17 protein-coding genes are annotated in these 25,426 nt (G+C 42.8%); 1 reads left to right on the forward strand and 16 read right to left on the reverse strand.

Annotated elements, in window-relative coordinates:
• Positions 1–44: 44 nt before the first annotated feature.
• From L884_RS0112525 to L884_RS0112595, 15 genes are all read right to left on the reverse strand, one after another.
• A complete protein-coding gene (locus L884_RS0112525) occupies positions 45–2,060 on the reverse strand; it encodes a DUF3732 domain-containing protein (protein ID WP_028767833.1) in 2,016 nt (671 codons plus the stop codon).
• Entirely contained in the window at positions 2,057–2,509 is a 453-nt protein-coding gene (locus L884_RS0112530; RefSeq protein ID WP_028767834.1) for a three component ABC system middle component, read from the reverse strand. Before L884_RS0112530 ends, L884_RS0112525 begins: the two co-directional genes overlap by 4 nt.
• On the reverse strand, positions 2,506–3,633 hold the full coding sequence (locus L884_RS0112535) for a hypothetical protein (RefSeq protein WP_028767835.1): 1,128 nt from the start codon (positions 3,631–3,633) through the stop codon (positions 2,506–2,508). The genes L884_RS0112530 and L884_RS0112535 overlap by 4 nt, the downstream gene beginning before the upstream one ends.
• 218 nt (positions 3,634–3,851) lie before the next feature.
• Positions 3,852–4,571, reverse strand: a complete 720-nt coding sequence (locus L884_RS0112540; protein WP_028767836.1) for a DUF5677 domain-containing protein — start codon at positions 4,569–4,571, stop codon at positions 3,852–3,854.
• A gap of 365 nt (positions 4,572–4,936) precedes the next feature.
• Positions 4,937–6,091: an HNH endonuclease gene (locus L884_RS22040; protein ID WP_245603123.1), complete on the reverse strand. Its 1,155-nt coding sequence runs from the start codon at positions 6,089–6,091 to the stop codon at positions 4,937–4,939.
• Positions 6,088–6,861, reverse strand: coding sequence for a class I SAM-dependent methyltransferase (locus L884_RS22045; protein WP_051435625.1), 774 nt, complete (start codon positions 6,859–6,861; stop codon positions 6,088–6,090). Before L884_RS22045 ends, L884_RS22040 begins: the two co-directional genes overlap by 4 nt.
• A 264-nt stretch (positions 6,862–7,125) precedes the next feature.
• Positions 7,126–8,367: a 2-methylaconitate cis-trans isomerase PrpF gene (gene prpF, locus L884_RS0112555; RefSeq protein ID WP_028767837.1), complete on the reverse strand. Its 1,242-nt coding sequence runs from the start codon at positions 8,365–8,367 to the stop codon at positions 7,126–7,128.
• Positions 8,368–8,581: 214 nt separating this feature from the next.
• Positions 8,582–11,206, reverse strand: coding sequence for a Fe/S-dependent 2-methylisocitrate dehydratase AcnD (gene acnD / locus L884_RS0112560; RefSeq protein ID WP_028767838.1), 2,625 nt, complete (start codon positions 11,204–11,206; stop codon positions 8,582–8,584).
• Positions 11,207–11,391: 185 nt separating this feature from the next.
• Positions 11,392–12,516 (reverse strand): bifunctional 2-methylcitrate synthase/citrate synthase, encoded by a 1,125-nt coding sequence (prpC, locus tag L884_RS0112565; RefSeq protein ID WP_028767839.1) that lies wholly within the window; start codon positions 12,514–12,516, stop codon positions 11,392–11,394.
• A 194-nt stretch (positions 12,517–12,710) separates the two neighbouring features.
• A complete protein-coding gene (gene prpB, locus L884_RS0112570; RefSeq protein WP_028767840.1) occupies positions 12,711–13,589 on the reverse strand; it encodes a methylisocitrate lyase in 879 nt (292 codons plus the stop codon).
• A gap of 148 nt (positions 13,590–13,737) precedes the next feature.
• The gene (locus tag L884_RS0112575) at positions 13,738–14,406 is read right to left on the reverse strand and encodes a GntR family transcriptional regulator (RefSeq protein WP_028767841.1); all 669 of its coding nucleotides are present in this window, start codon (positions 14,404–14,406) and stop codon (positions 13,738–13,740) included.
• A gap of 338 nt (positions 14,407–14,744) precedes the next feature.
• Complete coding sequence (locus tag L884_RS0112580) at positions 14,745–16,223, reverse strand: efflux transporter outer membrane subunit (RefSeq protein ID WP_028767842.1); 1,479 nt, start codon at positions 16,221–16,223, stop codon at positions 14,745–14,747.
• A gap of 2 nt (positions 16,224–16,225) precedes the next feature.
• Positions 16,226–19,306, reverse strand: a complete 3,081-nt coding sequence (locus L884_RS22050) for an efflux RND transporter permease subunit (protein ID WP_211239199.1) — start codon at positions 19,304–19,306, stop codon at positions 16,226–16,228.
• Between the two features lie 9 nt (positions 19,307–19,315).
• Positions 19,316–20,422 (reverse strand): efflux RND transporter periplasmic adaptor subunit, encoded by a 1,107-nt coding sequence (locus L884_RS22055; RefSeq protein ID WP_037410882.1) that lies wholly within the window; start codon positions 20,420–20,422, stop codon positions 19,316–19,318.
• Between the two features lie 89 nt (positions 20,423–20,511).
• On the reverse strand, positions 20,512–21,402 hold the full coding sequence (locus L884_RS0112595; protein ID WP_028767843.1) for a LysR family transcriptional regulator: 891 nt from the start codon (positions 21,400–21,402) through the stop codon (positions 20,512–20,514).
• A gap of 382 nt (positions 21,403–21,784) precedes the next feature.
• Here L884_RS0112595 and L884_RS0112600 point away from each other — a divergent pair, with 382 nt between their 5' ends.
• The gene (locus L884_RS0112600; RefSeq protein ID WP_051435628.1) at positions 21,785–24,031 is read left to right on the forward strand and encodes a multiheme c-type cytochrome; all 2,247 of its coding nucleotides are present in this window, start codon (positions 21,785–21,787) and stop codon (positions 24,029–24,031) included.
• A gap of 41 nt (positions 24,032–24,072) precedes the next feature.
• Here the strand turns inward: L884_RS0112600 and L884_RS0112605 are convergent, their stop codons facing one another.
• On the reverse strand, positions 24,073–25,281 hold the full coding sequence (locus L884_RS0112605; protein WP_028767845.1) for an EAL domain-containing protein: 1,209 nt from the start codon (positions 25,279–25,281) through the stop codon (positions 24,073–24,075).
• Positions 25,282–25,426 lie beyond the last annotated feature (145 nt).

The raw sequence follows: 25,426 nt of genomic DNA on the forward strand, positions 1-25,426 counted from the left end.
CCCTTTATCCGGTTAGTGCCTTCATATACGATTGATTCTTCCTTTTATTGTTGAACAGGATGAATCAAGCCACGCGTTCTCCATCGATTACCATTGACTAAAGACTCAAACAACACGTTATTGGTTAATGTCAAATCATCCGCGTGGTCAGTGACGATAATTTGGGGGCTGAAACCATTAGTCTCTTCTACCTCGTTACAATAGGTCGATAACTGACTAAACAAATTTTCTACAGCAACAATATCCTCATCAACAGCTCGTTCATTGGCAGCGCGCTGTTCGTTTTCCTTAGCCTTCTGAACTTCAAAAGACTCAGAGTTATCACGGTTAAAATTAGGGAAATACACCTGCGTTGGCTGATCCAAAAAAAGTACCGACGGGATAGCACATTTTTCACCTAATCCAGCAAAATACTTATGCAATGCCAAAAATAACGTTACATGACAGTAAAGCCAGTTTGCACCACTACCCATTGAACGTAGGTAAATTCTTTCTTTTTCAGGCGTTAAATGATAAAGGTCGAATGTCTCAAATGAGAAATGGAGGTTAATTGGTTTATAGCTTTTCTCAAATTCAAAATGGCTACCTATCCTAGCCATATATTCGTTTACCTTATCCGACGCAGCTGTCAAACCTTTTTGGACATCGTACTCTTTGAGTGCATTAGTAATCTTATTGAGCTTCTTTTTTAACTCTTTGAGTTCTGTTTCAAGTTCAGCATCATCAGCCATATTTAAGGTATCAAGAAGTACAAACAACTTTGCTTTTTGCATAACAATGCTTTCGTATAAGCTTTTCCGTTCTGTTAACTGCTGATTTGCTTTCTCAATTTCAGTTATTTGATGATTGAACTCGGTTAACGACTTACTAACAGTTTCTGTATCACGCTGCACTTCGAGCAGAGATGATTCAAACTTTGCTTTCATTGGGCGAGCTTGAGCAAGATTACCTGATACTTTCGTAATGGCCTGCTGAAGTTTCTCTGCACTTTGACTCAAGTTGTCTTTTTCAGTATGGCAGAATGGGCATACCAAGGCCGAAATATGTACATGCTGAGGCGAGCTAAACTGTTTTACATTATCAACAAATCGTTCTTCTTCCTGGATATGTTTATTAATAGATGTTGCTTGACGCTGCAACTTTCGTAACTCAGCAGTTTTTTGATTGCGCGCCAATTTCAACTGCTCATATCGTTGCGTCAATGCATTGGAATTATGATCTATTTTCTCGGCAACTATAATATCCTCAAGCAGGCCTTTGGCGTCTTGAGGGTGCTGGAGTATCTTAGCTAATGATAATGGCTCATCTTTAAATCCCATCAATGCGTAAAGCTGACTTAATACGGGAGCGACTTTTTGTTTATAGCTGTCTGATGTGCGTTTATTTGTTTCTCTTTGCCGTTCTAAACGTTTTACGTCTGTGCTTACCCGCTCTTTTTCTTGTGATAGGTGAAAGAACTTTTGATCTACAAGCCCTAAGAATATCTTTGTATGCTCAATTGCCTGATCGCGTTTTTGCTTTTCGTCGAATCGATAAAACAAAGCATGCTTATTGGCAACCAAGTTTTGATGTTGGAGCATGAACGAAGAAAAACTACGCACCGATGGTGTAGGGGCTTTTTGATTAAATCTCCTGTTGGCTCTCGCTACCAAAGATTCATCGACATCATCAATATCTAAGAAAAAGTCCCTTAAATGCTTCTTAAACTCGCTTAAAGGGCGAAAATAGCTGGTATTAAAGTATTCACGATCAATTTCTGCCGAATCGAATATCTCTACACGACGAAAAAATGCTTTTGTAGCAACATCAGGATCGCGCGCAATCACCATATCTTGTTCATTAACAGCAAGCGCAACATAGTAAATAGCAGCACTATTTGTAATCACACCTTTTGGAATCGTGTTCTCATCGCTACCAAAGCAATAATCAAAAATTTCAATTAAGGCGCTTTTACCTGTTGATGATTTACCAGTAACAACATTGAGTCCCGCTTGAAAATTAACAGGATGTTTGAGCCCTTGCTTGTCTATCACACCAATTTCATGAATAAGGGTTTTCATCGTGGTTTCACTCCTAAAAACGCATAAATCTCGATCACTGAGTGACCACTAAATAGCCTACCTAACTTTTCTGCACTTTTTTGAGTGGTATAGTTTGAGGCAACCTCGTCACATTTAGTTAGGGATAGCTGCAGCTGATTAACGGATAGCCAGTCGTTGACTAAACAATATTGAATGCACTGTTCTGTTAAGGCTTGAAAACCGTCAATGCGTTCTTGAAGGTCGTAAAGTTTTGTTCTGTCGTCAAAAACAGACCATATAGAGCTTCGCTTATTCGAGTTCAACAGCTTATGGCAATATATAGGGTGGCTACAAAGCGGAATCACCAACTGGGCGAGTAATAAATTGTTTTCAGATTCTTCTAAGCTAGTATAAAAAGAGGACAAGTAAGGCCCATAATGAAATGGGTTATACTTTAATTCGTATAGGGCATCGATAATGCTACTCATGGCTCAACCCTCCATTTCAAATCTCGCTCGTCATCGTCCATTGCGTCATGAATAAGGCCATTTCTATATTCAATCGGTGGAATATCATTACCCATGTTTAGTGGCTGCTCTTGCATTGTCTTGTTGTATATTAACTTTGAGCTTTTAATTGCATCAATTGCCTCAAGTTGAGCACTTGAGTGCGCAAGCTTGTATTTTCTAACCAACTGATTCTGATAAGTTACCGTTTTATTTTTGTATAAAGGGTATTCATCCAGTTGCTCCAAAAAAGAGTTTTGCAACTCTAGCCAATTGCCTATCGCATCGGGGATCATTTCGTGATGCTCTATGTCAGCTATTTTTTGTACAAAAAGTTTATCTTGGTGTAGTTCCACTTCACGCTCTGATGCTTCATATCCGACAAAGGTCGGAAAAGTGAATTCCTTTTTACATAGAAGAGTTGTCAACTCTTCACACTTAGCCCTAAATGCCTGCTGGCTAATACTCCATGATTGTCGCGTAGCCTGTGCATACACAAAACCAATTAAGCCATGAAGGTAAGTACTTAAGTTACTTTTGGGGATGCCTACTGGTTTAGCTAAAATACGCTTTTCTAAATCTTGCTCATTATCGGCATCAGTAAATAAAGTTACTTTGCCTAATACAATTTTCAGCAAAGCGTCATCATAATCCATCACGGCTTTTTGCAATTTGATGATGTCTGTCGGCTTTTCAGCATTAAGTTGCTCTTCGCTACGTGCTGCATAAATATATTTCAACACTTGTAAGCGTTGCTCGGCGGTTTGTGTGTTCCAATCCTTCAGCTGGGTTTTTGCACCAAAAGCCTGAGTGGTATGCAGTACTAAAACACCATATTGAATATGGTCAAACTCTGATGCCAACCAGTTCTTGAGAGTTTTCCAAAGGTTTTCGTGGTGGTCAGTGAGCCGGTCAGTATAATTCTTTACTTCTGTTTGAGTAGAAGCCAAAGCATCAGGCGACATTAGGCTTACATCTCCGTCTTTTTCAAACCATACAGATTGACCTTCTTCAAGTGAAAAGCACTTATCTAAGCCAATCAGCACTTGGTAATGAAAGGCTAAGGCGGTTGTTAACGCTGCATTCTTAGTGTGTCCTCCACTCATACTTTTCAGTTCCTAATATCCCTTTATATAAATCGAGAGTAATAAAACGAATCTATTTTCTAATACAAATATGCAGAATAGTTTCATTTACGTATAACGCCTGCATAACACGTTTGCTACCATGCAGATTAAACCAAAATTTACCACTTAATGCGGTAAACCTAAAGAAACCTAGAATGCCGAATGTAGCAAATCGTGCTAATACATTTGTTAAATGTTTATTTCACAGATAACGCTATTTCTTCCCTTTTCTCTAAGAAGTCAATTCTCTGCTGCCCACCTAATAAATCGGATATCAATTGCCCTGAAAATATTAGATACCGAGTCATTGTTATCAGATAAAAATCATAATCAGGTAAATTATCTTTGTTATTGATACTAATTTTCACTTCATCACTTTCTGTACACTTTTCAAAATGTCGAGAAAATATTGCCTCTAAACTACAGTGTGATTCAGCACTTAATAATGGGTATAAACCAGAATACTCTTTATCCATTCCCGCTAATTGAAATTTACTTTTAATTGAACTTAGCACCTTAAAGTCTGAATTTTCTTTCAATTCTGCTATTTCAACATCTAATTTAGGAAGAGCGTCAATAGCATACTTTTTTATTGATTTTAGATAAGGATTATCATTTTGGGCGGATTCTAGATTACGCTTTTTTTGGCGACAATTATCATAATCAAGTTGATTTACATAATGCTCATTATTAACTAAATTTTGTAAATCTACATAATTTTCTAAAAATGTTCTATAAACAGATAGTGATCCCGAGTAACACTGAGATTCTACCAGCTTGCTAAAAGACTCCGATAATTCAATCAACGTACAATATATACCCATTGAATAAGCTGCTAGCTTACTTCTTGATTCAAACTTAAATAATACCGCTTTCTCATTAGAGAAATTAATAGAATCAATCAATAGTTTATTCATTTTCCACCTTAAACATTTAACATTTTTATAGTGCGCATGCGCAAGTATTTGGCAAAACGCGCATGCGCATTTAATAAACCTATTATTTAAGCTTTGCTAAATAAAAGCTATTGATTTATAGGACTTTACCAGAGTGGCGTTGAATAAACGAGCACGAAAAGTCGAAACTTGAGCATTGGTATTGATGTTGAAACGGAAGTAATCAGTGATTGTTACTTATCGATTAGCAAAAGTAGGTCAACAGGCTCGTCATTGTTTTACACTGCTTATCGCCTGTAACTAACAAAGGAGCAGAAATTCGTTAAAACTAATTTCCCCAATCACCATCTTCTCAACATTCCAATTAATATCTAAAACTCACTAAATCAACTCAACCTCACCGCCACTTTTATAGTCTCAAACTCCCTCCCCGCTACCCACAATGGCGAATCGCCTTGAAGTGCAAGCTGATACGCCCAAGCGGTAATCGCTTCTGAGCGAGAACTATCGCAAATAAAATACTGGCTGAGTTCCGATGTGATTTGTGCAGCGTTATTTATGATGTTTTGCTCATACCAGCGCTCTTTATGGCGTTGAGCGGCAAGGTGATCACGCTTGGCGTTATTACAACTGCGATGTGCCAATACAAAGTTGTGGCCGAGATCGTTTGGGTATCGTGCCCATGGTATAAAGTGATCCACCTCGGCTGCATTGTTGCCATCGTTTTTTAGCGGTTTATTACAGTAAAAACATTTGCCTTGTTGGATCTCAGTCAGTAGTGGTCTAGCACTGATAATGGAATTTCTGTCACTGCCAAACAGGAACTGCGACAAGTCACCTTTGCCGCCCAATACTGCAAAATTTGCCGGAAATGCACTGACTTTTTGCGTCCAATGGTTTCTTGCAAGCGAGACCACTAAATCGTAAAAGCGCCGAAAACAGAACGCGATACCAGGGTTGAGAACGATATGCTTTTGCGATTTGTCATGGGGATAATAAAAGCACTCTTCTTTCCCTGCGAGTAACTGTAAGCGCCAAAGTGGGCCTTGCTTGAAAGTGTTACGGGTCTTAGTCAGCAACGATTTCCAATGCTGACTTTGCTTTAACTGGCCAATAGTACGTATGCCCTGCCGCCGCATTGCAGCTAAGTCTTGTACTAATGCAGATTGGCTCCCTGAGTTTTGCAATAATACAAATGCTTCATCTGCCACACCGTTATAGGGCAAAGAGTGTTGCCAATATAGCTCGATAAACTTCACCACTAACTCATCTATGGTGATCACACTGTCTAATGCATCGTGCAGATTAGCGTTGACATCGCTATGCAATGGCCGCTCAATACAAATGTCTGCTAGCGCGTGCAGCAAAGCGAACTTATAAGTCGCGGTAAACTCGCCTTCAACCAATAAGCGTTGTAAGTAAGTGATGAAATTAACTTGGGTTTGCGCATCAATATCGGCGCTACTTTTAGCAGGGCTTACTACTGAGCTTATATCAGGGCTTATTGCTGAGTTCATAACTGGGCTTGGAGTTTGCTTCATTTGGCTTGCTCCGTTGTTTTTAAGCTGCTGGTATCGAACTGCACAGCGGATTTTACTGTGCTAGCTTCGCTGAACTGTATGACCACAGTTTCCCAACTCACCTCAGCGCGGCCAAGTTTGTCAGTTTCTGCGCTGATACTGTCAATGATGCATAACCCTAGCTGCTGACTTAATAAAGCTAGCTCTTGAATACTGACGCTATGCATTATCCGTTCATCACCACTTGGCCCATGGCGCAACGTTATGATGAGTTTTCCTTGCGGTGCTAATAGCTGACTGAGTTGTGTCAGTGCAGTTAAACGCTCAGTGCTAGGAATATGCATCCACACAGCGCTGAGTAAAATAAGGTCAAATTTGATATTGGTTGCAGTCACCTGTTTAAGTTCAGGCAGTGTATCTTCGAGCCAAATAACGGCTAAGTCTTTGGTGTGCTGCTTACCGATAGCCGCAAGCTCTGTTGCTGGCTCTACTGCATAAACCGTGACTTGTTGCTGTGCATTGGCAAGCTCGGCTAAATATTTTGCATCTCTGCCAGTACCAGCCCCAATATCGAGTATCTGAAGCTGTTGGCTGTAGGCAATTGCATTGGCTTGAGTTGCCAGCAAATTAGTTGAAGAGTTAGCTGCAAGCGCAACAAAAATATCGGCCAAATGGTGAGACCAGCTTTGGTGAACCTCAGTAAACGGCTTGGAATCATATTGCTGAGCTAACTGCTCGGCATTGCGATTATAAAAGCTAAGATTCGGGTCGGGTTGCAACTTGGGTGTCACCTATTCATTCCTTTGATAAGCACTTGCGTTGCAAATGCGTCTGTTCCATTGCTTTGGCTCGTGTAGTTTACATGGCTAAAAGTTAGCTTGGCGACAACCTAACACGCTATTGATTTAAAAGGAATAATTAGATGATAAATATAAATAAAACTGTGGGCTATCTTACATAAACAAAAGCTACAAAAATATGAGTGACAAAAGCGGAAGTCACAAAAAAAAGCCACAACAACTGTGGCTTTGCTGATATTACGCAAACGCGCTGATTTAGCCTTGCGGCACTCTCACCCAACCTTCCATAAGTACTCGGGCGCTGCGGCTCATAACCACTTTGTTTACCTGCCAATCACCATTAATCTCTTCGGCTTCAGCACCGACTTTTAAGGTGCCTGATGGATGGCCGAAGGTGACAAAGCCATTGCCATCGGCTTTACCGCTTGTGTATTTACTTGCTTTACTTTCGGCAGCTGCAAGGCTTACAAGCGTGCCGGGAATTGCGGCTGCAGTACCAATGGCGACTGCGGCTGTGCCCATCATGGCATGGTGCAGCTTGCCCATAGATAGCGCGCGAACATTGAGGTCAATATCCGTTTTGGCAATTGCTTTGCCACTTGATGAGGTGTAATCAATTGGCGCTGCAACAATCGCTACTTTTGGTGTGTGTTGGCGGGTAGCGGCTTCATCGATATGTTTAATCAAGCCCATTTGCACTGCGCCATAAGCGCGAATGGTTTCAAACATGGCAAGCGCCTTGTCATCGCCGTTTATGGCTTCTTGCAGCTCAGCACCTGTATAACCTAGCTCGCTGGCATTGATAAACACAGTTGGAATACCTGCGTTAATCATAGTGGCTTGCAATACGCCGCTTGGCACAATCTCTGTTGGTACTTTTAAATCATCGATTAAGTTGCCCGTTGGGAACATAGCCCCTTCGCCATCGGCTGGATCGACAAACTCGACTTGCACCTCTGCTGCGGGGAACGTGACGCCATCTAACTCAAAATCGCCGGTTTCTTGCACTTCACCATTGGTGATAGGTACATGAGCTATGATGGTTTTTTGAATGTTCTTTTGCCAAATTCGCACAACCGCAATGCCGTTGTGAGGGATGCGGCTACTGTCGACTAAACCGTTGCTGATCGCAAACGAGCCGACTGCTGCGGTCAAGTTGCCGCAGTTACCGCTCCAGTCAACAAATGGTCTGTCGATAGCCACTTGACCAAACAAGTAATCTACGTCGTGATCGGCTTTTTCGCTTTTGGCGAGGATCACGGTTTTACTGGTACTGGATGTTGCGCCGCCCATGCCATCTGTGTGTTTACCATAGGGATCGGGACTACCAATGACTCTCAGTAACAAGTTGTCTCGTGCGCTGCCAGCAACCTGCGCTTCAGCTGGCAAGTCGGTTAAGTTAAAAAACACCCCTTTACTGGTGCCGCCACGCATATAGGTGGCTGGCACTTTAATTTGTGGGGCGAATACTGGTTTTTGATCCGTTGTAGTGGTCATGTTTTTTCCGTTTGAATGCTGGTTTGGCCGCTTAGTCAGTTTTGATATTTGCGTTTTCTTTAAGAGTTAACCGACTTTGGAGCTAACCTTGCATGGTAGCTAACCCATGCAAGGCTTATTTTTAACAGCAAGAATTAAAGATGAAAGATTAAAGCTCTACTCTTAATCCCCTGATGGCTCTCTTGAAGGCTCCTAGCTAGCTGAAGACTCCTCACTAAGTTGAAGACTCTAAAAAATCTTGGGCGAAGCGTTGCAGTATGCCGCCAGCTTCGTAGATAGAGACTTCATCTAAGGTGTCGAGTCGGCACTTAACTGGGATCTCAACGGTTTCACCATTTCGGCGAGTCATGATCACGGTTAGCAATGCGCCCGGCGTTCGTTCGCCATGTACGTCAAAGGTTTCGGTACCGTCAATTTGATAAGTATGGCGGCTGTCACCTTGAGTAAACTCCAGCGGTAATACGCCCATACCTACAAGGTTAGTACGGTGAATACGCTCAAAACCTTCGGCTACAATCACTTCAACACCCGCTAGGCGCACCCCTTTTGCGGCCCAGTCACGACTTGAGCCTTGGCCGTAATCAGCACCTGCAATGATGATCAGCGGTTGCTTACGCTCCATGTAGGTTTCAATCGCTTCCCACATGCGCGATTCAACACCTTCTGGTTCTATGCGAGCATAAGAACCTTGTTTGACTTCAACTTCACCATTACGGCCAGTTTGGGTCACCATTTCGTTAAACAACTTAGGGTTAGCAAAAGTCGCACGTTGCGCGGTTAGGTGATCGCCGCGGTGGGTGGCATAAGAGTTAAAGTCCACCTCAGGTAAGCCCATTTTATGTAAATAGGCACCTGCTGCACTGTCGAGCATAATGGCATTGGATGGTGAAAGATGATCGGTGGTAATGTTGTCACCCAGTACCGCTAACGGACGCATGCCTTTCATGGTGCGCTCGCCTGCTAACGCCCCTTCCCAGTATGGCGGACGACGAATATAAGTACTTTGTGGACGCCATTCATATTGAGGGTTAGTGTTGGTGCCATATTCAACTTTGATATCAAACATCGGCTCATACACTTGGCGGAACTGCTCTGGTTTTACGCTCTGGGCAATAACTGCATCAATCTCTTCATCTGATGGCCACAGATCTTTGAGTAAAATATCATTGCCGTGTTCGTCTTGGCCTAAAGCGTCTTTTTCAATATCAAAGCGAATCGTACCGGCAATGGCGTAGGCAACCACTAAAGGCGGCGATGCAAGGAACGCCTGCTTGGCGTATGGATGAATACGACCATCGAAGTTACGATTACCACTGAGTACCGCGGTGGCATACAGATCGCGATCGATAACTTCTTGCTGAATAACCGGATCTAACGCGCCGCTCATGCCGTTACAGGTAGTACATGCAAAGCCGACGATACCAAAGCCAAGGGCTTCAAGCTCTGGCAGTAAGTTGGCATCTTCTAAATACAGTTGCACTGCTTTTGAGCCGGGTGCTAATGAGGTTTTCACCCAAGGCTTACGGGTTAAGCCTTTGGCATTGGCGTTACGGGCAAGTAGGCCTGCGGCAATTACGTTTCGTGGATTAGAGGTATTGGTACAACTGGTAATGGCGGCAATAATACACGCGCCATCTGGCATTAAGCCTGCTTCTTCTTCCGCTTTGTTGGCGTAAGGCGCACTTATGCCCTTATCTGCTAAGTCAGCTGTTGATACACGGCGATGCGGATTAGACGGCCCTGCTATGTTGCGGCCTACGCTTGATAAATCAAAACGCAGCACACGCTCATATTCGGCGTCTTTTAGGCTATCCGCCCACAGGCCAGCTTGTTTAGCATAGGTTTCCACCAGCTTAACTTGCTTGTCGTCACGGCCAGTTAGCTTTAAGTAATCAATGGTTTTTTCATCGATATAGAACATGGCTGCTGTGGCACCAAACTCTGGGGTCATGTTAGAGATGGTTGCGCGATCGCCAAGAGTTAAGTTGCTTGCACCTTCGCCAAAGAACTCAAGATAAGTCGAAACGACTTTTTCGTTACGTAAAAACTCGGTGATTGCCAGTACAATGTCAGTGGCGGTAATGCCGCTTTGACGCTCGCCCACCAGCTCTACGCCTACAATATCCGGCAAACGCATATAAGATGGTCGACCTAGCATTACACTTTCGGCTTCAAGGCCACCTACACCGATAGCGATTACGCCTAAGGCATCCACGTGCGGTGTATGGCTGTCGGTGCCAACTAACGTATCTGGAAAGGCTACGCCGTCGCGTGCTTGCACAACTGGCGACATTTTCTCTAAGTTAATTTGATGCATAATGCCGTTACCCGGCTGGATCACATCAATGTTCTCAAAGGCTGTTTTGGTCCAATTGATAAAGTGGAATCTATCATCGTTACGTCTGTCTTCAATGGCGCGATTTTTTTCAAATGCGTCTTTTTCAAAACCAGCATGTTCTACCGCAAGTGAGTGATCCACAATCAACTGGGTCGGCACCACTGGATTTACTTTTGAAGGGTCGCCGCCCTTTTCTGCGATAGCATCACGTAAACCTGCTAAATCCACTAGTGCGGTTTGGCCGAGAATATCGTGGCAAACCACTCTTGCAGGATACCAAGGAAAATCTAAATCACGTTTACGTTCGATTATCTGTTTTAGGCTAGCGGTTAATGTGTCTGGCGAGCAGCGACGTACTAGGTTCTCGGCATAAACACGAGAGCAATAAGGCAGCTTGGCGTAAGCACCTGGGCTAATAGCATTCACGGCCGCTTCGGTGTCAAAATAATCAAGCTCGGTATCCGCTAATGCTTTGCGGTATTGGGTATTTAATTGGGTCATAAGGCGTTCCAATTTTGTCGTAATTGTTCGAGGGCGCTTCGCTTCAAGGTCCTAGGGGTTAAATTCTAAGTCCTGAGCTCTAAGCTCTAGAGCGTTGCAATATTTTCACCCTAACAAAAACCATATTTACAGCAACTTAGATAACAAAAGGTAGTGTTAACTGCCTTTATCATCATCTACTATGATTATCTTTCACTGATAGGAGTGACTTGACGTGGCTCGCTACCGGTATAGTCTGCGCTTGGGCGGATAATACGGTTGTTTGAGCGCTGCTCCATTACGTGGGCAGCCCAGCCTGTTAAGCGTGAACAAACAAAGATAGGCGTAAATAACTTAGTTGGAATGCCCATAAAGTGATATGCAGAAGCATGGAAGAAGTCGGCGTTACAGAACAGCTTTTTGGTGTCCCACATAAACTCTTCACAAGCGACTGAGATATCGTAAAGTGAGGTATCACCAAACTCATGTGCTAGCTTTTCAGACCAAGCTTTGATGATCACGTTACGTGGATCAGACTCGCGGTAAATTGCGTGGCCAAAACCCATGATCTTCTCTTTACGTGCAAGCATGCCTGCCATTTGCTCTTTGGCATCCGCTGGCGATGTGAACTTTTGGATCATATCCATTGCTGCTTCGTTAGCGCCACCGTGTAGTGGGCCGCGCAGTGTACCAATTGCGCCAGTGATACATGAGAACATGTCAGATAAAGTTGATGCACACACACGAGCGGTAAAGGTAGATGCGTTGAACTCATGCTCAGCGTACAAAATTAGCGACACATCCATTACGCGGCGGTGTTGCTCAGATGGCGCTTTGCCATTAAGTAGGTGTAAAAAGTGACCACCAATTGAATCTTCATCAGTCACACAGTCAATTTCAACACCTTCGTGAGAGAACTTGTACCAGTAACACATGATGGCAGGAAACGCTGCTAGTAAGCGGTTAGCCGCTTTGTTTTGCTCGCTAAAGTCGTTTTCAGGTTCTAGGTTACCTAAAAAAGAACAACCTGTACGCATCACATCCATTGGGTGAGCATCTGCAGGAATACGTTGTAACACCTCTTTTAAGGCTTGTGGAAGATCGCGCTGAGCGAAAAGCTCAGTCTTATAGTGATCAAGTTGAGTTTGATTAGGTAATTCACCGTTAAACAGTAAATAAGCCACTTCTTCAAACGATGCGTTATCGGCAAGATCTGCTACGTCATAACCGCAATAGGTTAATCCCGAACCTGATTTACCCACTGTACATAAAGCTGTTTCGCCTGCGCTTTGTCCGCGTAGACCTGCTCCACCTAACTTTTTATCAACCATTGCTCTCTTCCTTTTATTTGTTGGCCCGTCAGGGTTAACCGTGGGCTTTTTATATTTATTACGTTAGCGCTTATCCATCACGCTAACGTTTGTAAGGTACTGCCTTTTGTTTACAATTTATGGGGTTAACTATTTACTTTAACCTTGAATTCCCAACCTTTAGCTTATTGAACTTGTTAGCTATTCAATCTTGTTTACAGATTTTTGCCTTCAGCAAATAGCTTATCTAGCTTTTGCTCGTAATCGTGGTAACCCAAGTAATCGTATAGCTCCATGCGGGTTTGCATTGAATCTACCACCGCTTTTTGATCGCCGTTTTCTAAAATTGAGCTATACACCATCTCAGCCGCTTTATTCATGGCTCTGAAGGCACTTAGCGGATACAGCACCATAGATGCGCCCCACTCGCCCAGTTGCTCTTTGTTCCATAATTCTGTTTGGCCAAACTCAGTAATATTGGCAAGGATAGGTACATCTAAAGCATCAGCAAAGGCACGGTAATGCTCTTCAGTTTTCACCGCTTCTGCAAAAATGCCGTCAGCACCTGCGGCTACATACGCTTTGGCACGCTCGATTGCTGCCGCTAACCCTTCTTGCGCAAATGAGTCGGTACGCGCCATGATGAAAAAATCAGGATCGGTGCGAGCATCAACCGCGGCTTTAATGCGATCGACCATCTCGTCAGTAGATACAATCTCTTTGTTTGGACGGTGACCACAGCGCTTTTGCGCCACTTGATCTTCCATATGCACCGCTGCTGCGCCGGCTTTTTCCATGTCGCGAATGGTTTTAGCAATATTAAATGCGCCGCCCCAACCTGTGTCGATATCAACCATTAGCGGTAAGTCACAAGCTGAAGTAATGCGCTGCACATCAACAATCACGTCGTTTAACGATGTCATGCCTAAGTCTGGTAAGCCGTATGATGCATTTGCTACGCCGCCGCCAGAAAGATAGATGGCTTGGTGACCGATCTTCTTTGCCATCATGGCTGAATAAGCATTAATGGTACCGACTATTTGTAGCGGCTTGTTGGCGGCTAATGCCTCACGAAACTTCTTACCTGCGCTCATGGCGTATTCCTTATAGTTATTTGCTTGAAATACCAGCTTTTTAAAGGCGATATTCCAAGTTCACTGACAATTGTTTTATCTGTTACTAAATTTGTTTATCTGTGCCTTCTGCTTTAAACGATTGTAGCGTTAGCAATCGGCTGCAATATCACTGCATCGTGTGTTCTAGTTTGTTTTCTATGCTCGATTTTGAGTACAAAATATGGCGACGCATCAGCATTTCAGCTAATTCAGCATCGCGATTACAAATGGCTTGTACTATGTGCTTATGCTCGTCATAGGCAGTGGTTACTCTTGGCCCGCTCATGCCCAGTTGCACCCGATACATACGCACTAGGTGATAAATGCCATCGAGTAACATTGAAATTAGATGCTTGTTTTTGCTACCCAGAATGATTCGATAATGAAAGTCGACATCGCCCGCCTCTTGATAATATGACTCACCGGATTTAACTTCGTTAAAGTGACTGCTTAGCAGCGATTGCAGATCGGTTATTTCCTGATCGGTCATATTTAATGCGGCAAGTCTTGCGGCCATACCTTCAAGCGACTCACGCACTTGATATAACTCAAGTAACCCTTCGGCAGTTAAACTCACCACTCTGGCGCCGACATTGGCCTTACGTTCAACTAAATGGCTAGCCTCGAGGCGGTTAATGGCCTCTCGGATCACCGCGCGGCTAACACTGTATTTTGTCGACAACTCTGTTTCACTTAACTTTGAGCCCTGCACTATCTCTCCTTCAACTATCTCTTTACGTAGTTGAAAAAAGGTTTTATCGGCACTGGTAATAGGCTGTTCGTTAAAAAATGTCATCAAATATTCGAATATTAGTGCTTAATAGATTGTCGACAATCTAGCCAGATTAAACATTATAGTCAACAGTAAACCAACAAATTGTCGACAAAGTTACAGTAAAGTCTAACGGACAGCATGGGCACCTTTTCAGCAAAAAGGCGCAAATTGTTTACAGTGTGGCAACTAAATTGCGCGATTTATTTGTACTATTTGAACGTGACTATGGACGCAATTATGCTATAGATGCGGCTAAGTGATTGGGGTTGAAGGGGCAAACGAGCAACGACCTAGGCCGCTACTCGTTGCAGTGTATATAGACTACTTTTACTCACTAGCTTTATGGCTAATTTAACAAGCTAGCCTTGCTGTGGTTGTTGCCAATCTCCCCCTAACGCTTTGTGTAACCCTATGGTTAGGTGAGCCGTTTGCAATTTCGCGGCGACGACACGATCTTTGAGTAGGTTGTGTTGTCGCTGGGCATCTAAAATTGACAGGTAATCAGTTAAGCCTGCTTTATACAGAGATTTTGCTTTATTAACTGCGTTATTGGTTTCAGCTTCAGCCTCTGTCACGAGTCTGACATATTGCTGACTATGGCCATATCCTTGTAACAAGGTTTCTACCTCACCAAAAGCGGCGATAACCGTATGCTGATACTTAAGCACACTGGCATCGAAGCGCGCCTGTTGCAGATCGACCATGGCATCACCTCGCCCGCCATCAAATAGGTTCCAACTCACGCCAACGCTAGCAAGCCAAGACACTGAGTCACTGCTAAACAGATCGTCAAAATCTTTGGCTAATACTCCCGGTGAGCCCGTTAAATACACTTTAGGATATTTAGCAGCAATCGCAGCGCCATGCTCTTGGTTAAGGGCTGCCATCTCCCGTTCAGCTATTTTGATATCTGGCCTCCGAGTCAATAAGTCAGCAGGCAAACCAGTGGGGATCACCCCTTTAAAGCTTGGCAGTGTGCTGGTTTGGGGAAATCTTTGCATCACTTGCTTAGGTGTTTCACCCAGCAAAATAGCGAGTCGTTGTTTATGAACGTTTTCCGCGATCTCAAGCTGTGGAATTACAGCTTGAGTTGCGGCTAACATAGCTTTGGCTTGCGCCTCATCAAGCTTTGAGCCGTAACCGCTTTTGACCACTAGCTTAACCAAATCTAAGGTGCGCTGTTGATCTGCGACGGTGCTAAGCGCGATATGTTTGCGCTCTTGTGCGCCGCGCATTTGCAAATAGTTATGGATCACATCTGAGGTAATCAAAGTGGTTAAGCCTTGACGCATTATCTCAGCTTGCTGCTTACGAATAGCCGCGGCATTTGCTTGGCGGTCAATCTGGCCAAATAGATCGGCTTGCCACGCTATGGTCGCGCCGGCGAAAAATGCACTGTTATTATCATCGACTAATCCAAGTTCCTTTCCTGTTAAGGGGTTTGTCGCTGTGATTGCGCCGCCCAGTAACGGATCATTATCACTAATCTGATAGTTACCAAAGCCCGCACCTAAGTTCACCGTTGGCACTTTAAAAGATTCAATAGCGGTTTGATAAGACTGCGCCATTTTTATTCGTTCTGCGGCTATTTTTAGCGGTATAGACTGGCTTTGTGCATCAACAACCAACTTGTTAAGTACCGGATCGTTAAAGCCATGCCACCAGGTGTTATGCTGCGCGTTATTATCAAGGTTTAACTCTCCTGCTTGTGTTCCTTCAGCTCCTTGAAACAGATATTCGCTAGCAAGGTTAGTTGTTGGCACTTGATAGTCGGGGCCTACCGCACAACCCGACAGCAATATTGCAAAAGCGATTGGTGCAAGTGTTAAAGATTTCATAATTATTGCTCCTGAGCTAATTGCTGCTCTGCTGTTAATTCAAGGTTGTCGGTTACTGTGGCTTTATCTGAGTTTCGATAAAACAGGCAGTAAAAGGCCGGCATAATAAACAACGACAGCAAGGTTGCCGCAGCTAGACCGCCGATAATGGTTGCCGCCATTTGATCAAATAGTCGGTCACTTAACAGTGGGATCATACCTAGCGCAGTAGTGAGAGCGCCCATAGAAATAGCCATGGTTCGGTTTAATGTCGCCTCTTGTACCGCTTGTTTTAACGGTTTGTTTTGACTTCGTTCCAGCTCAATTTGATCCATCAATACAATGCCATTTTTAATAATCATGCCTGAAAGCGTAATCGCGCCAATCAGTGCCATAAAGCCAAATGGTTTATCCAGTAACAGTAGTGTCCATGTCGCGCCTATAGCCGCTAGCGGTAAGGTGATTAAGATAATGGCCGGTTGTTTAAAGCCGTTAAACATTGCCACCATAATCACCACCATCATCAACAAGGCTTTTGGCATTTGGCTTAGGGTGTCGTTTATTGCGCGGTTTTCATCATAGTACTCACCGCCCCACTCAAACGCGTATCCTGCCGGTAAGTTTATGGCTTCAATTTGGTCTTTAATTTGATTACGCGCCTGTGCTGGCGTGATATCAAACACATCAGCTTGGGCGGTAATTGTCGGCACGCGGTTACGACGCCAGATCATGCTTTCTTCGGCTTTAAGTTCAAAACCATCGACCACTTGCCCAAGCGGCACACTATGACCTGCAAGCATTGAGCGCACTGGCAAGGTTTCAAGCGAGCTAAGATCGGCATCGCTACTTCTAAAGCTAATAGGGATCAATTGATCAGCTTGATTTAAGGTGCCTATGGTCACGCCTTCGGTCGCTCGTTTCATCGCCATAGAAATATCAGTACGATTCAACCCTGCTCGACGCGCTTGTTCTTGGTTAATGATAGGTGTGATGACTTTGCTCATTTGGCGCCAGTCGTCTCGCACATATTTAATGTTGGCGTTGTCTTGCATAATAAGCTTCGCCTCATCGGCTAGCTGATGCAGTACTTTAGGATCTGGACCAGTAAACCTTGCCTCGATACTGAATTTATCTTTAGTTGCTAGCTTGAGCGCTCTGAATCTCGGTTCAGCGTTAGGAAACTGCTGCGCAAGCCAGAGATCACCGCGTTTGGTTAAATCAGCAATGGCATCATAATCTGTCACATTGATAACGATTTGCCCGTAACTTGAGTCAAATGGCTCTGGCTCAACCGTGACAGAAAAACGCGGTGCGCTGGCTCCTACATAGCTTGAAATCGTCGTCACTTCCGGCTGTTCTATTAACCATGCTTCAATTTTTTTCATATCAGATGAAGTCTGTTCTATCTTGCTACCATTAGGTAACCAATAGTCAAGAAACAGCATTGGCCTATCTGAGCTTGGAATAAAATTGATAGCGACATATGGCACCGCTAAGGCAGTCACAAGCAGTAGTGGGATCACCCAAGAGATAGCTTTAACTGGGTGATTCACTGTCCAAACGACAGCGGCTTGATAGCGACTTGGTTTAGATACGGCTTGCTCTTTTTTGCTAGTTGGCTTTATCCATAGCCAACAAAGTAATGGCGTTAAGGTGACTGCAACTAACCATGAAAATAGCAAAGACGAACAGATGATCAGAAACACTGAGCTAGCAAACTCACCGGCATCGGTTTGCGAGAATAGAACTGGACTTGAACCCATAATCGCAATTACAGTTGCTGCCAGTAAAGGTTTAGCCGTTTCTTTAACCGAATCTATTGCCGCTTTGCTGCGCTCAATGCCTTGATTTAACTTAACTACGAACAGATCTGTGATTACAATTGCGTTATCCACCAGCATGCCTAAGGCCAAAATAAAGGTACCCAGTGACACTCGCTGCAGATCTACGCCTGCGATATACATATAGATCAATGTCAGCAAAATAGTGAACAACAAGCTACCGCCAACTATGGTTGCGCTTTTAAAGCCCATAAAGATCAGCAGTACAGCAAATACTATCACTACACTTTCAAGCAAATTAATCACAAAGTCGGCAATGGATTTTTCAACTTCATCAGGCTGAAATGCAATCGTGCCAATCTCTATGCCTAAAGGCAGTTCTGCCTGATAATCTGCAATAATCTGCGTCAAGCTTTCACCAAGGCTGACCACATTGATGCCATTTACTGGGCTCACTGCCAAAGTAATAGCCGGTTCGCCATTAAAACGGCTTAAGCTCGTTGCCGGTGTTTTATAACCTAAGCTGACGTCGGCGACATCGCCTAAGCGAATAAGTCCGGTGCTGTACTGACCTGCACCGCCTTTTATAATCAGGTTTTTAATGTCGTTTACTGACTTAAACGCACTACTTTGATCAATGCGGATCCGTTGCTGATCAGCAGCAAAGCTGCCGCTATCAAATGTTAAGTTTTGGCTGGCCAGTTGGTTGATAACCTGCACCGAAGACAAACCATATTGGGCAAGACGCTCGTCGGGTAGATCAATATATACAGCTTGGCTTTGCACGCCATGAAGCTCAATTTTCTTGATCCCAGCCACTGTTTTGATGCGCCGCTGTAGCTCTTTGGCGTATTGTCTTAGCTCTTCAGGCTGAGCATTTTTACCATGAACACTAAATAGCATGCCGTAGACTTCACTAAACTCATCTTGAACTATGCTTATTTGCGCTGTGGCTGGTAAAGTCAGTTTCACATCGGCAATTTTACGTCTTAGTAAATCCCACTCTTGCGGCAAGTCTTTTGAATTTGTCGATTCTTTTAGATCAATGAAAATCATCGAGCTGCCTGGTCGAGACAAAGAGCGTAGTTTCCACATTGAGCCCATCTCTTGAAGCTTAGTCTCAATCTTGTCGGTTACTTGTTGTTCAATCTCTTTGGCTGATGCACCGGGATAAAGGGTCACCACCACCGCGCTTTTGACGGTGAAGGCAGGATCTTCAAGTTTGCCTAATTCAAAATAGGAAATCAGACCCACTATGACGCACAGCACACTGAAAAACAGCACAAACACCCGCTGTTTTATGGCAAATTCAGCTAAATTCATCATCTACTCCTAATAGCTAAACGCTTTGGTTACTGTGTGACTAACAACTTGATCAGCTTTTAAATAGTCAACACCTGCGGTAACAAGCGCATCGCCTACAGCAAGCTCACCGGTCACACAGGCGCTATTGGCTTGTAATGAGTTAACCGAAACCGCAGTTTTTACTGCTCTATGCTGTTTGATCACGAATACACTGTGCTGTTGTTGCTCACCAGTAATGGCGCCATATGGCACACAAAAGCTTGCGGAATCAGTGCCAGAAGCAACTTCAACTTTAACGGTTTTCCCCGGCAACGCTGTTACTGCTTGGTTTAGTCCAAATTCCACTTGGTAAGTCTGCTTTATTGGATCTGCTAAGGTGTTTTTAGCTGTGAGGTTTGCCTTGACCGCTGTAGGCTGATCTTGCCAGCTCACTAACGCATTAGGATTAAGCTCAAAGAGATGCATTAGATTTTCTGGCACATCTATCACCGCTTTCATTTGACCTAGTTGGTGTAATGAAAACAAAGGATTACCCTGTGCAGTTTGCTCAAATGCTTGCTGGTTTTTAGCGCCAATAACGCCACTAAAAGGCGCTTTTAATTCCGTGTAAGCCAGTGCATCTTCAGCCTTTTGCAAGTTTTGCTCAACCACTTGCAGCATGGCTTTACTGCGGTTATAGCCACTTTGGGCGCGATCTAGATTCACTTTTGAAATCGCGTCATCAGCAATAGCTTGTTTAACTCTGGCAAGCTCTACTTTGGCAAGTTGATGGGCCGCTTCAGCCTCGGCTTTACGTGCCTTAAGCTCTATTACATTGACTTGATAATCATGGGGCTCAAGTCTGGCTAACACTTGCCCCTGTTCAACACTGTCACCTGTATTAACCAAAATTTGTTCAATGGTGCCGGCCACCTTAAATGCCAGATGTGCGGTATGGTTTGACTCTAGTACCCCTGAAAAATGCCTTACATTGGACTGCTGTGAATCATCTAATAACATCACCTGTACTGGACGATCCACTTTTTGGCTTGCGGTTTGACTGGTCATTGCTGGTGCTTGGCCGCAACCATTAAGCATTAATAAAGCAATTGGGGTTATCGATAGATAAGTTAGGCTTGAACGTGAGATCTGCATCTCTCTCTCCACATAGTATGATTGCGGAGAGTGTAAGGCTTTAGCCTTTAGAGATAATCAAGCCTTAGCGCATCAGACTGTATCGAATTTTATGACAATCCAGCGTATAGAGGAATTTCTTGTAATAAAAAATCAATCAATAATCGAGTAGGTAAACTGATCCCCTTGCGATCAGGATAGATTAACCATACATCTTCTTTTTTAGACTCATAGTCAGGCAAGATCCGCACTAAGCTTTTGCTTTCAATTGCCCCTAACGCAAACAAAGGTGGCATAAAGCCAATGCCCTGCCCGCCAACAATAGCGCGACGAATAAAGCCCATATGATTACAACTCAACTTGCAGTTCACTTTTACGCTATCTGAAATTAAGTCCCAATTGTCATCCAATGTGCCATCGGGCCAGCGGTAACAAATCGCTTGATGCTGAGTAAGTTCTGCCAAAGTCGCTGGCGCACCATGTTGGGCAATATAGTCTGGGCTAGCATACATACCACGACCAAGGCTTAATAATTTGCGTGCGATAAAACCAGAGTCTTGGATTTTGCCTGCGTGTACCACGAAATCGAGCCCTTGGGTGTAGATATCGTTGACATAGTTATTAGTAAAACGCAGGTCAAGCTCAATATCTGGATACAAGCGCTGGAACTTTGCCAATACTGGCTGTAAGGCTTCGTCGCTTTCAGGTAAGAAGCCGAGTTTAACTTTACCTATAGGCTTTTCATCTAAATCAAGTAACTTATTTTTTGCTTGTTCAAAACCATCAAGCACTTGTAACAGATCGTGATAGTAGGTTTCACCATGTTGAGTCAGTCTTAACTGCCTTGTGGTACGAAAAAACAGTTGCGCATTTAATGATTTTTCAAGCTCACCGATACGACGGCTGACATTTGCACGCGGTAGATCAAGTGCCGTTGCTGCTGCGGTAAAGCTCCCTAACTCCACGACTATGGTAAACAACTTTAGATCTTCTATGCGCATTTTGGGTCCTATTGTCGATATTGTTGCAGCAAACACTAAGCAATAGACTGTAACCGCTTTATTGTTATGAGCATAGTTTGAGTTAGTTGCCTGTGTTGCAGCGCACAAAATAAACACGCTTTAATCACTGTACCAATAGACAACAGCGTAATGATCAGCGATGTTAGTCTTTAAAACGTTGTTGATTTAATCATCAGTTCGATTGCAAATACAATTAACAGCCCATTTTAATTGCTAACTTAATAATACGTTTATCTCTGGCTTTGCTAGATCTGATTTAAAACTAGAGTTTGACCAATCTAGGATTTTTAGACTCTGTAAAAAGGACTTAACAATTAAAACCTTTAAAAATAAATTGGTAGTCATTGCACTTACAAACTTAATGTTAACTTGGGTCTACTTACCTGTAGCCAATGCTGCTGACTTTGTAGGATCATTTAACTGCAAAACCTGTCACCAGCAAGTATTTGATGCTTGGAAAGGATCAGATCACGACATGGCGATGAAGCATGCAAACGAGGAAAGCGTGTTTGGCGACTTTGATCAAGTTAGCATCAATCATGGTGATGAGAAGGCAGAATTTTTTATTAAAGATGGGCATTACTGGGTTAAATTAGCGAATCGAAACGGCAAACTTACCGATTATAAAATTAGCTATACTTTTGGCTACTATCCTCTGCAGCAATACATGGTTGAATTTGAAGATGGCCGAGTTCAACTTATTCCGTTTGCTTGGGACAATAGAACAATAAAAGATGGCGGCCAAAAATGGTTTTTTCTTTACCCCGAGAATAGTAAGCAGCATCAAGATTTTTATTGGCTTAATGTGGGCCAAAATTGGAATTATATGTGCGCTGATTGCCATTCAACCAATGTTAAAAAAAATTACGATCAAGCAACTGATTCTTTTAGTACGCAATTTTCAGAAATAAACGTGGGTTGTGAAGCCTGCCATGGCCCAGCAAGCGATCACCTTGTATGGGCCGAAAAACATACGAAACAAGTAGCTGTTGCAGACAATGCTGAGCTAAAGTTATACCCCTTACAAAAATTCGGCTTTACACGCGATCTTTCAAAATCCGTACAAAGCTGGACCCAATCAAGCGGAGCTGCAACTACCGCCAAACCTAACGGTTTTGTAGCTACCCAGCAATTACAAACCTGCGCTCAATGCCATAGTCGTCGTTTACAAATTAACGACAGCAATTCACTTGTCGACCAGCCATTTGGCGATCGCTATCAACTAAATCTGATCGCACAAGCTCAATACTATGATGATGGTCAAGTGTATGATGAAAATTATGTTTACGGTTCGTTCTTACAATCAAAAATGCATAAAAATGGTGTCGTGTGTAGTGATTGCCATAACCCCCATTCAACCGAAATCAATTTAGAAGGTAATGCACTTTGTAGCCAATGTCATAACTCCTCTGAATTTGATAATAAAAAACATCATAATCACGATAGTAACGCTGGCGCTCTGTGCGTTAATTGCCACATGCCAGAAACCACTTATATGCAAATTGACGATAGGCGTGACCACAGCTTCAGCATTCCAAAGCCTGCAAATACACTAAGGTTCGGCTCTCCAAATGCATGTAATCAATGCCATCAAGATAAGTCTATTGACTGGGCAGTAACCCATTCAAATAATTGGTACCCGAAGTTAAACACCTTACAATCACAACATTTTAGCAATGCATTTGCCAGTGCTAGGGCCGGCAAACCACAAGCTGTTGATAGCTTATCTTATCTGTCTCAAGACCAGCAGCAAGCCAATATTATTCGTGCAGCTGCTGTTGAGCGTTTAGCTCAATACCCTGGAAGTACCTCTGTTGTAGCCATTACGCGAGCAGTTAAGCACGAGAACGAGATGTTACGACTTGCCGCTATAGAAGCTAGTCGCTCTTACACAGCCAACGAACATTGGCAAATGATTGCTTCACTGTTGAACGACAATGTTTTAGCAGTAAGAATCCAAGCTGCTGCGGCGCTCGCAAATTATTGGCCCGAACTGACTAAAAAGCAGCAAGAATTACTGCAAAATCCATTAGCTGAATATGTAGAGACATTAACATTTAATGCTGACAGAGGTTTTGCACAAACTAACTTAGGTAATTTGTACGTAAATCAGGGGCTAATGAATAAAGCAGAAGCAAGTTATCTCAACGCTATTAAAGTTCAACCAAACTTTGCACCTGCTTATATTAATCTTGCAGAACTTTATCGCGCGCAAGGTAATGAAAAAAATGCAATACAAATATTAGAACAAGGAATTGCTGCACAACCGAGCTCAGGCACACTATATTTTAGTCGAGCACTTGTCCAAGTTCGATTGAAACAAATCCAACCAGCACTTATCAGCTTAGAAAAAGCAACAGACCTTGAGCCCAATAACGGGCATTTTTGGTATGTGTACGGTGTTGCACTCACCCCAACGAATATTGCCGCGGCTAGTGATGCTTTTAACCGCGCTTATCAAGCTAATGGTAACCCACAATATCTTTATACACTATGTGAGCTTATGATAGATAATCACTCACCACAAAGCCTACAATGTATAGACGAGCTTGAGCCTTTAGTCCCTAAGGCTATTTTACAAAACTTGATCACTAAATTACCTGAGTAAAACCCCATAAGGTAATGGTAATTATATTAATGCATTAACTTTCAAATATTATGAAGTTGGCTATTATAATTATCAATCCAGTCTAGCAGTTCTGTTCCAGCTATAGGTTTACTAAAATAGTAGCCTTGTACATAGTCGCAATTCATTTGTACTAACATTTTTAAAACTGAGGTGCTTTCGACACCTTCGGCCGTCACCTTGACTTTTAGTTTACTTGCAAGCGCTATAATAGCCTCTACAATTGCTTGATGCCGACTATTAATATCCATGTCTGAAATAAAGCTTTTATCTATTTTTAACTCGTCAAAAGGGATCGAATCTAACCTGTCTAAACTTGAATAACTTTTGCCAAAATCATCAATCGATATTTTTATTTCATTGGCTGTAATCCTATTTATTGATTCAAGAGTTAAATCTTCATCTTCTATAGGCGAACACTCAGTTAGCTCAAGTGTTAAATCAATATCTTTATATTCCTCATATTGCCTTATAATATCACTAACTAAGTCTTCACAAAGTAGGTCCTCTGCATTAATGTTTACCGACAACTGATATTCTTTGAGAATTTCATGAGCCCCCCAATATTCAAGCGCATTTTCAAACACGAGTTTAGTTAAGTTAAAATTTAAACTATCACTTTCTATGATAGGCATAAAGTAATCTGGCGTTAGTATGTTGTTTTCATCAACATAAATCCTAGATAGTGCCTCAAAACCAACTATCTCATTTGTGGTGGTATGTATCTTTGGCTGATAATAAAGAGATAGTTTGTCCTCATCTAGATTGCCTATCACTCCTACTATATCATTGGGGATTATTGGGCTGCTCGCAGTATTCTCATCGCCATATAATTGTTTATTACTTTGAATGATATTATAAATATCCCCGTCTTTTAAAGGAACGTGAAGACTGCCAAGCAAATTTAACTTGAAGCCTAACACTATATTTTTTACCAGTTCCAAAACCCAGATATCAGCAGAACCTATAATGATAATGGGAGTTAAACAATCTTTTAGTTTAATCATATAATTTATTATCGCTAAATTGTTATCAATAACTAGGTTTAGCTCTATGATGATCAAATTTACTTTTGTTAGCATTGATTGTTTTGCATTTTCTAAGGTGTTGATAGTACTCCTACTGCATTCACTATGATGAAATGTAATAGGTAAACCAGTCATGGCATCTGTAAACTGTTTCCTTACTGCTCTCCTTCGAAATCTACATTCGTCAACAATTAGTATCTTCATTTCGCTGTTCCTTTTTATATGCTCCTAGCAAGTTACCGAGTTTCTGCGGTGTAATTATTGCTAATTTCAGTAAAAAACGATTCGCCATTAAATCCGAACGTTTTAAGAAGTAGTACCTTATATTTATGATTTTTGTCTTATGCTT

Source organism: Shewanella fidelis ATCC BAA-318 (genome assembly GCF_000518605.1).
Taxonomy (GTDB): Bacteria; Pseudomonadota; Gammaproteobacteria; order Enterobacterales; family Shewanellaceae; genus Shewanella; species Shewanella fidelis.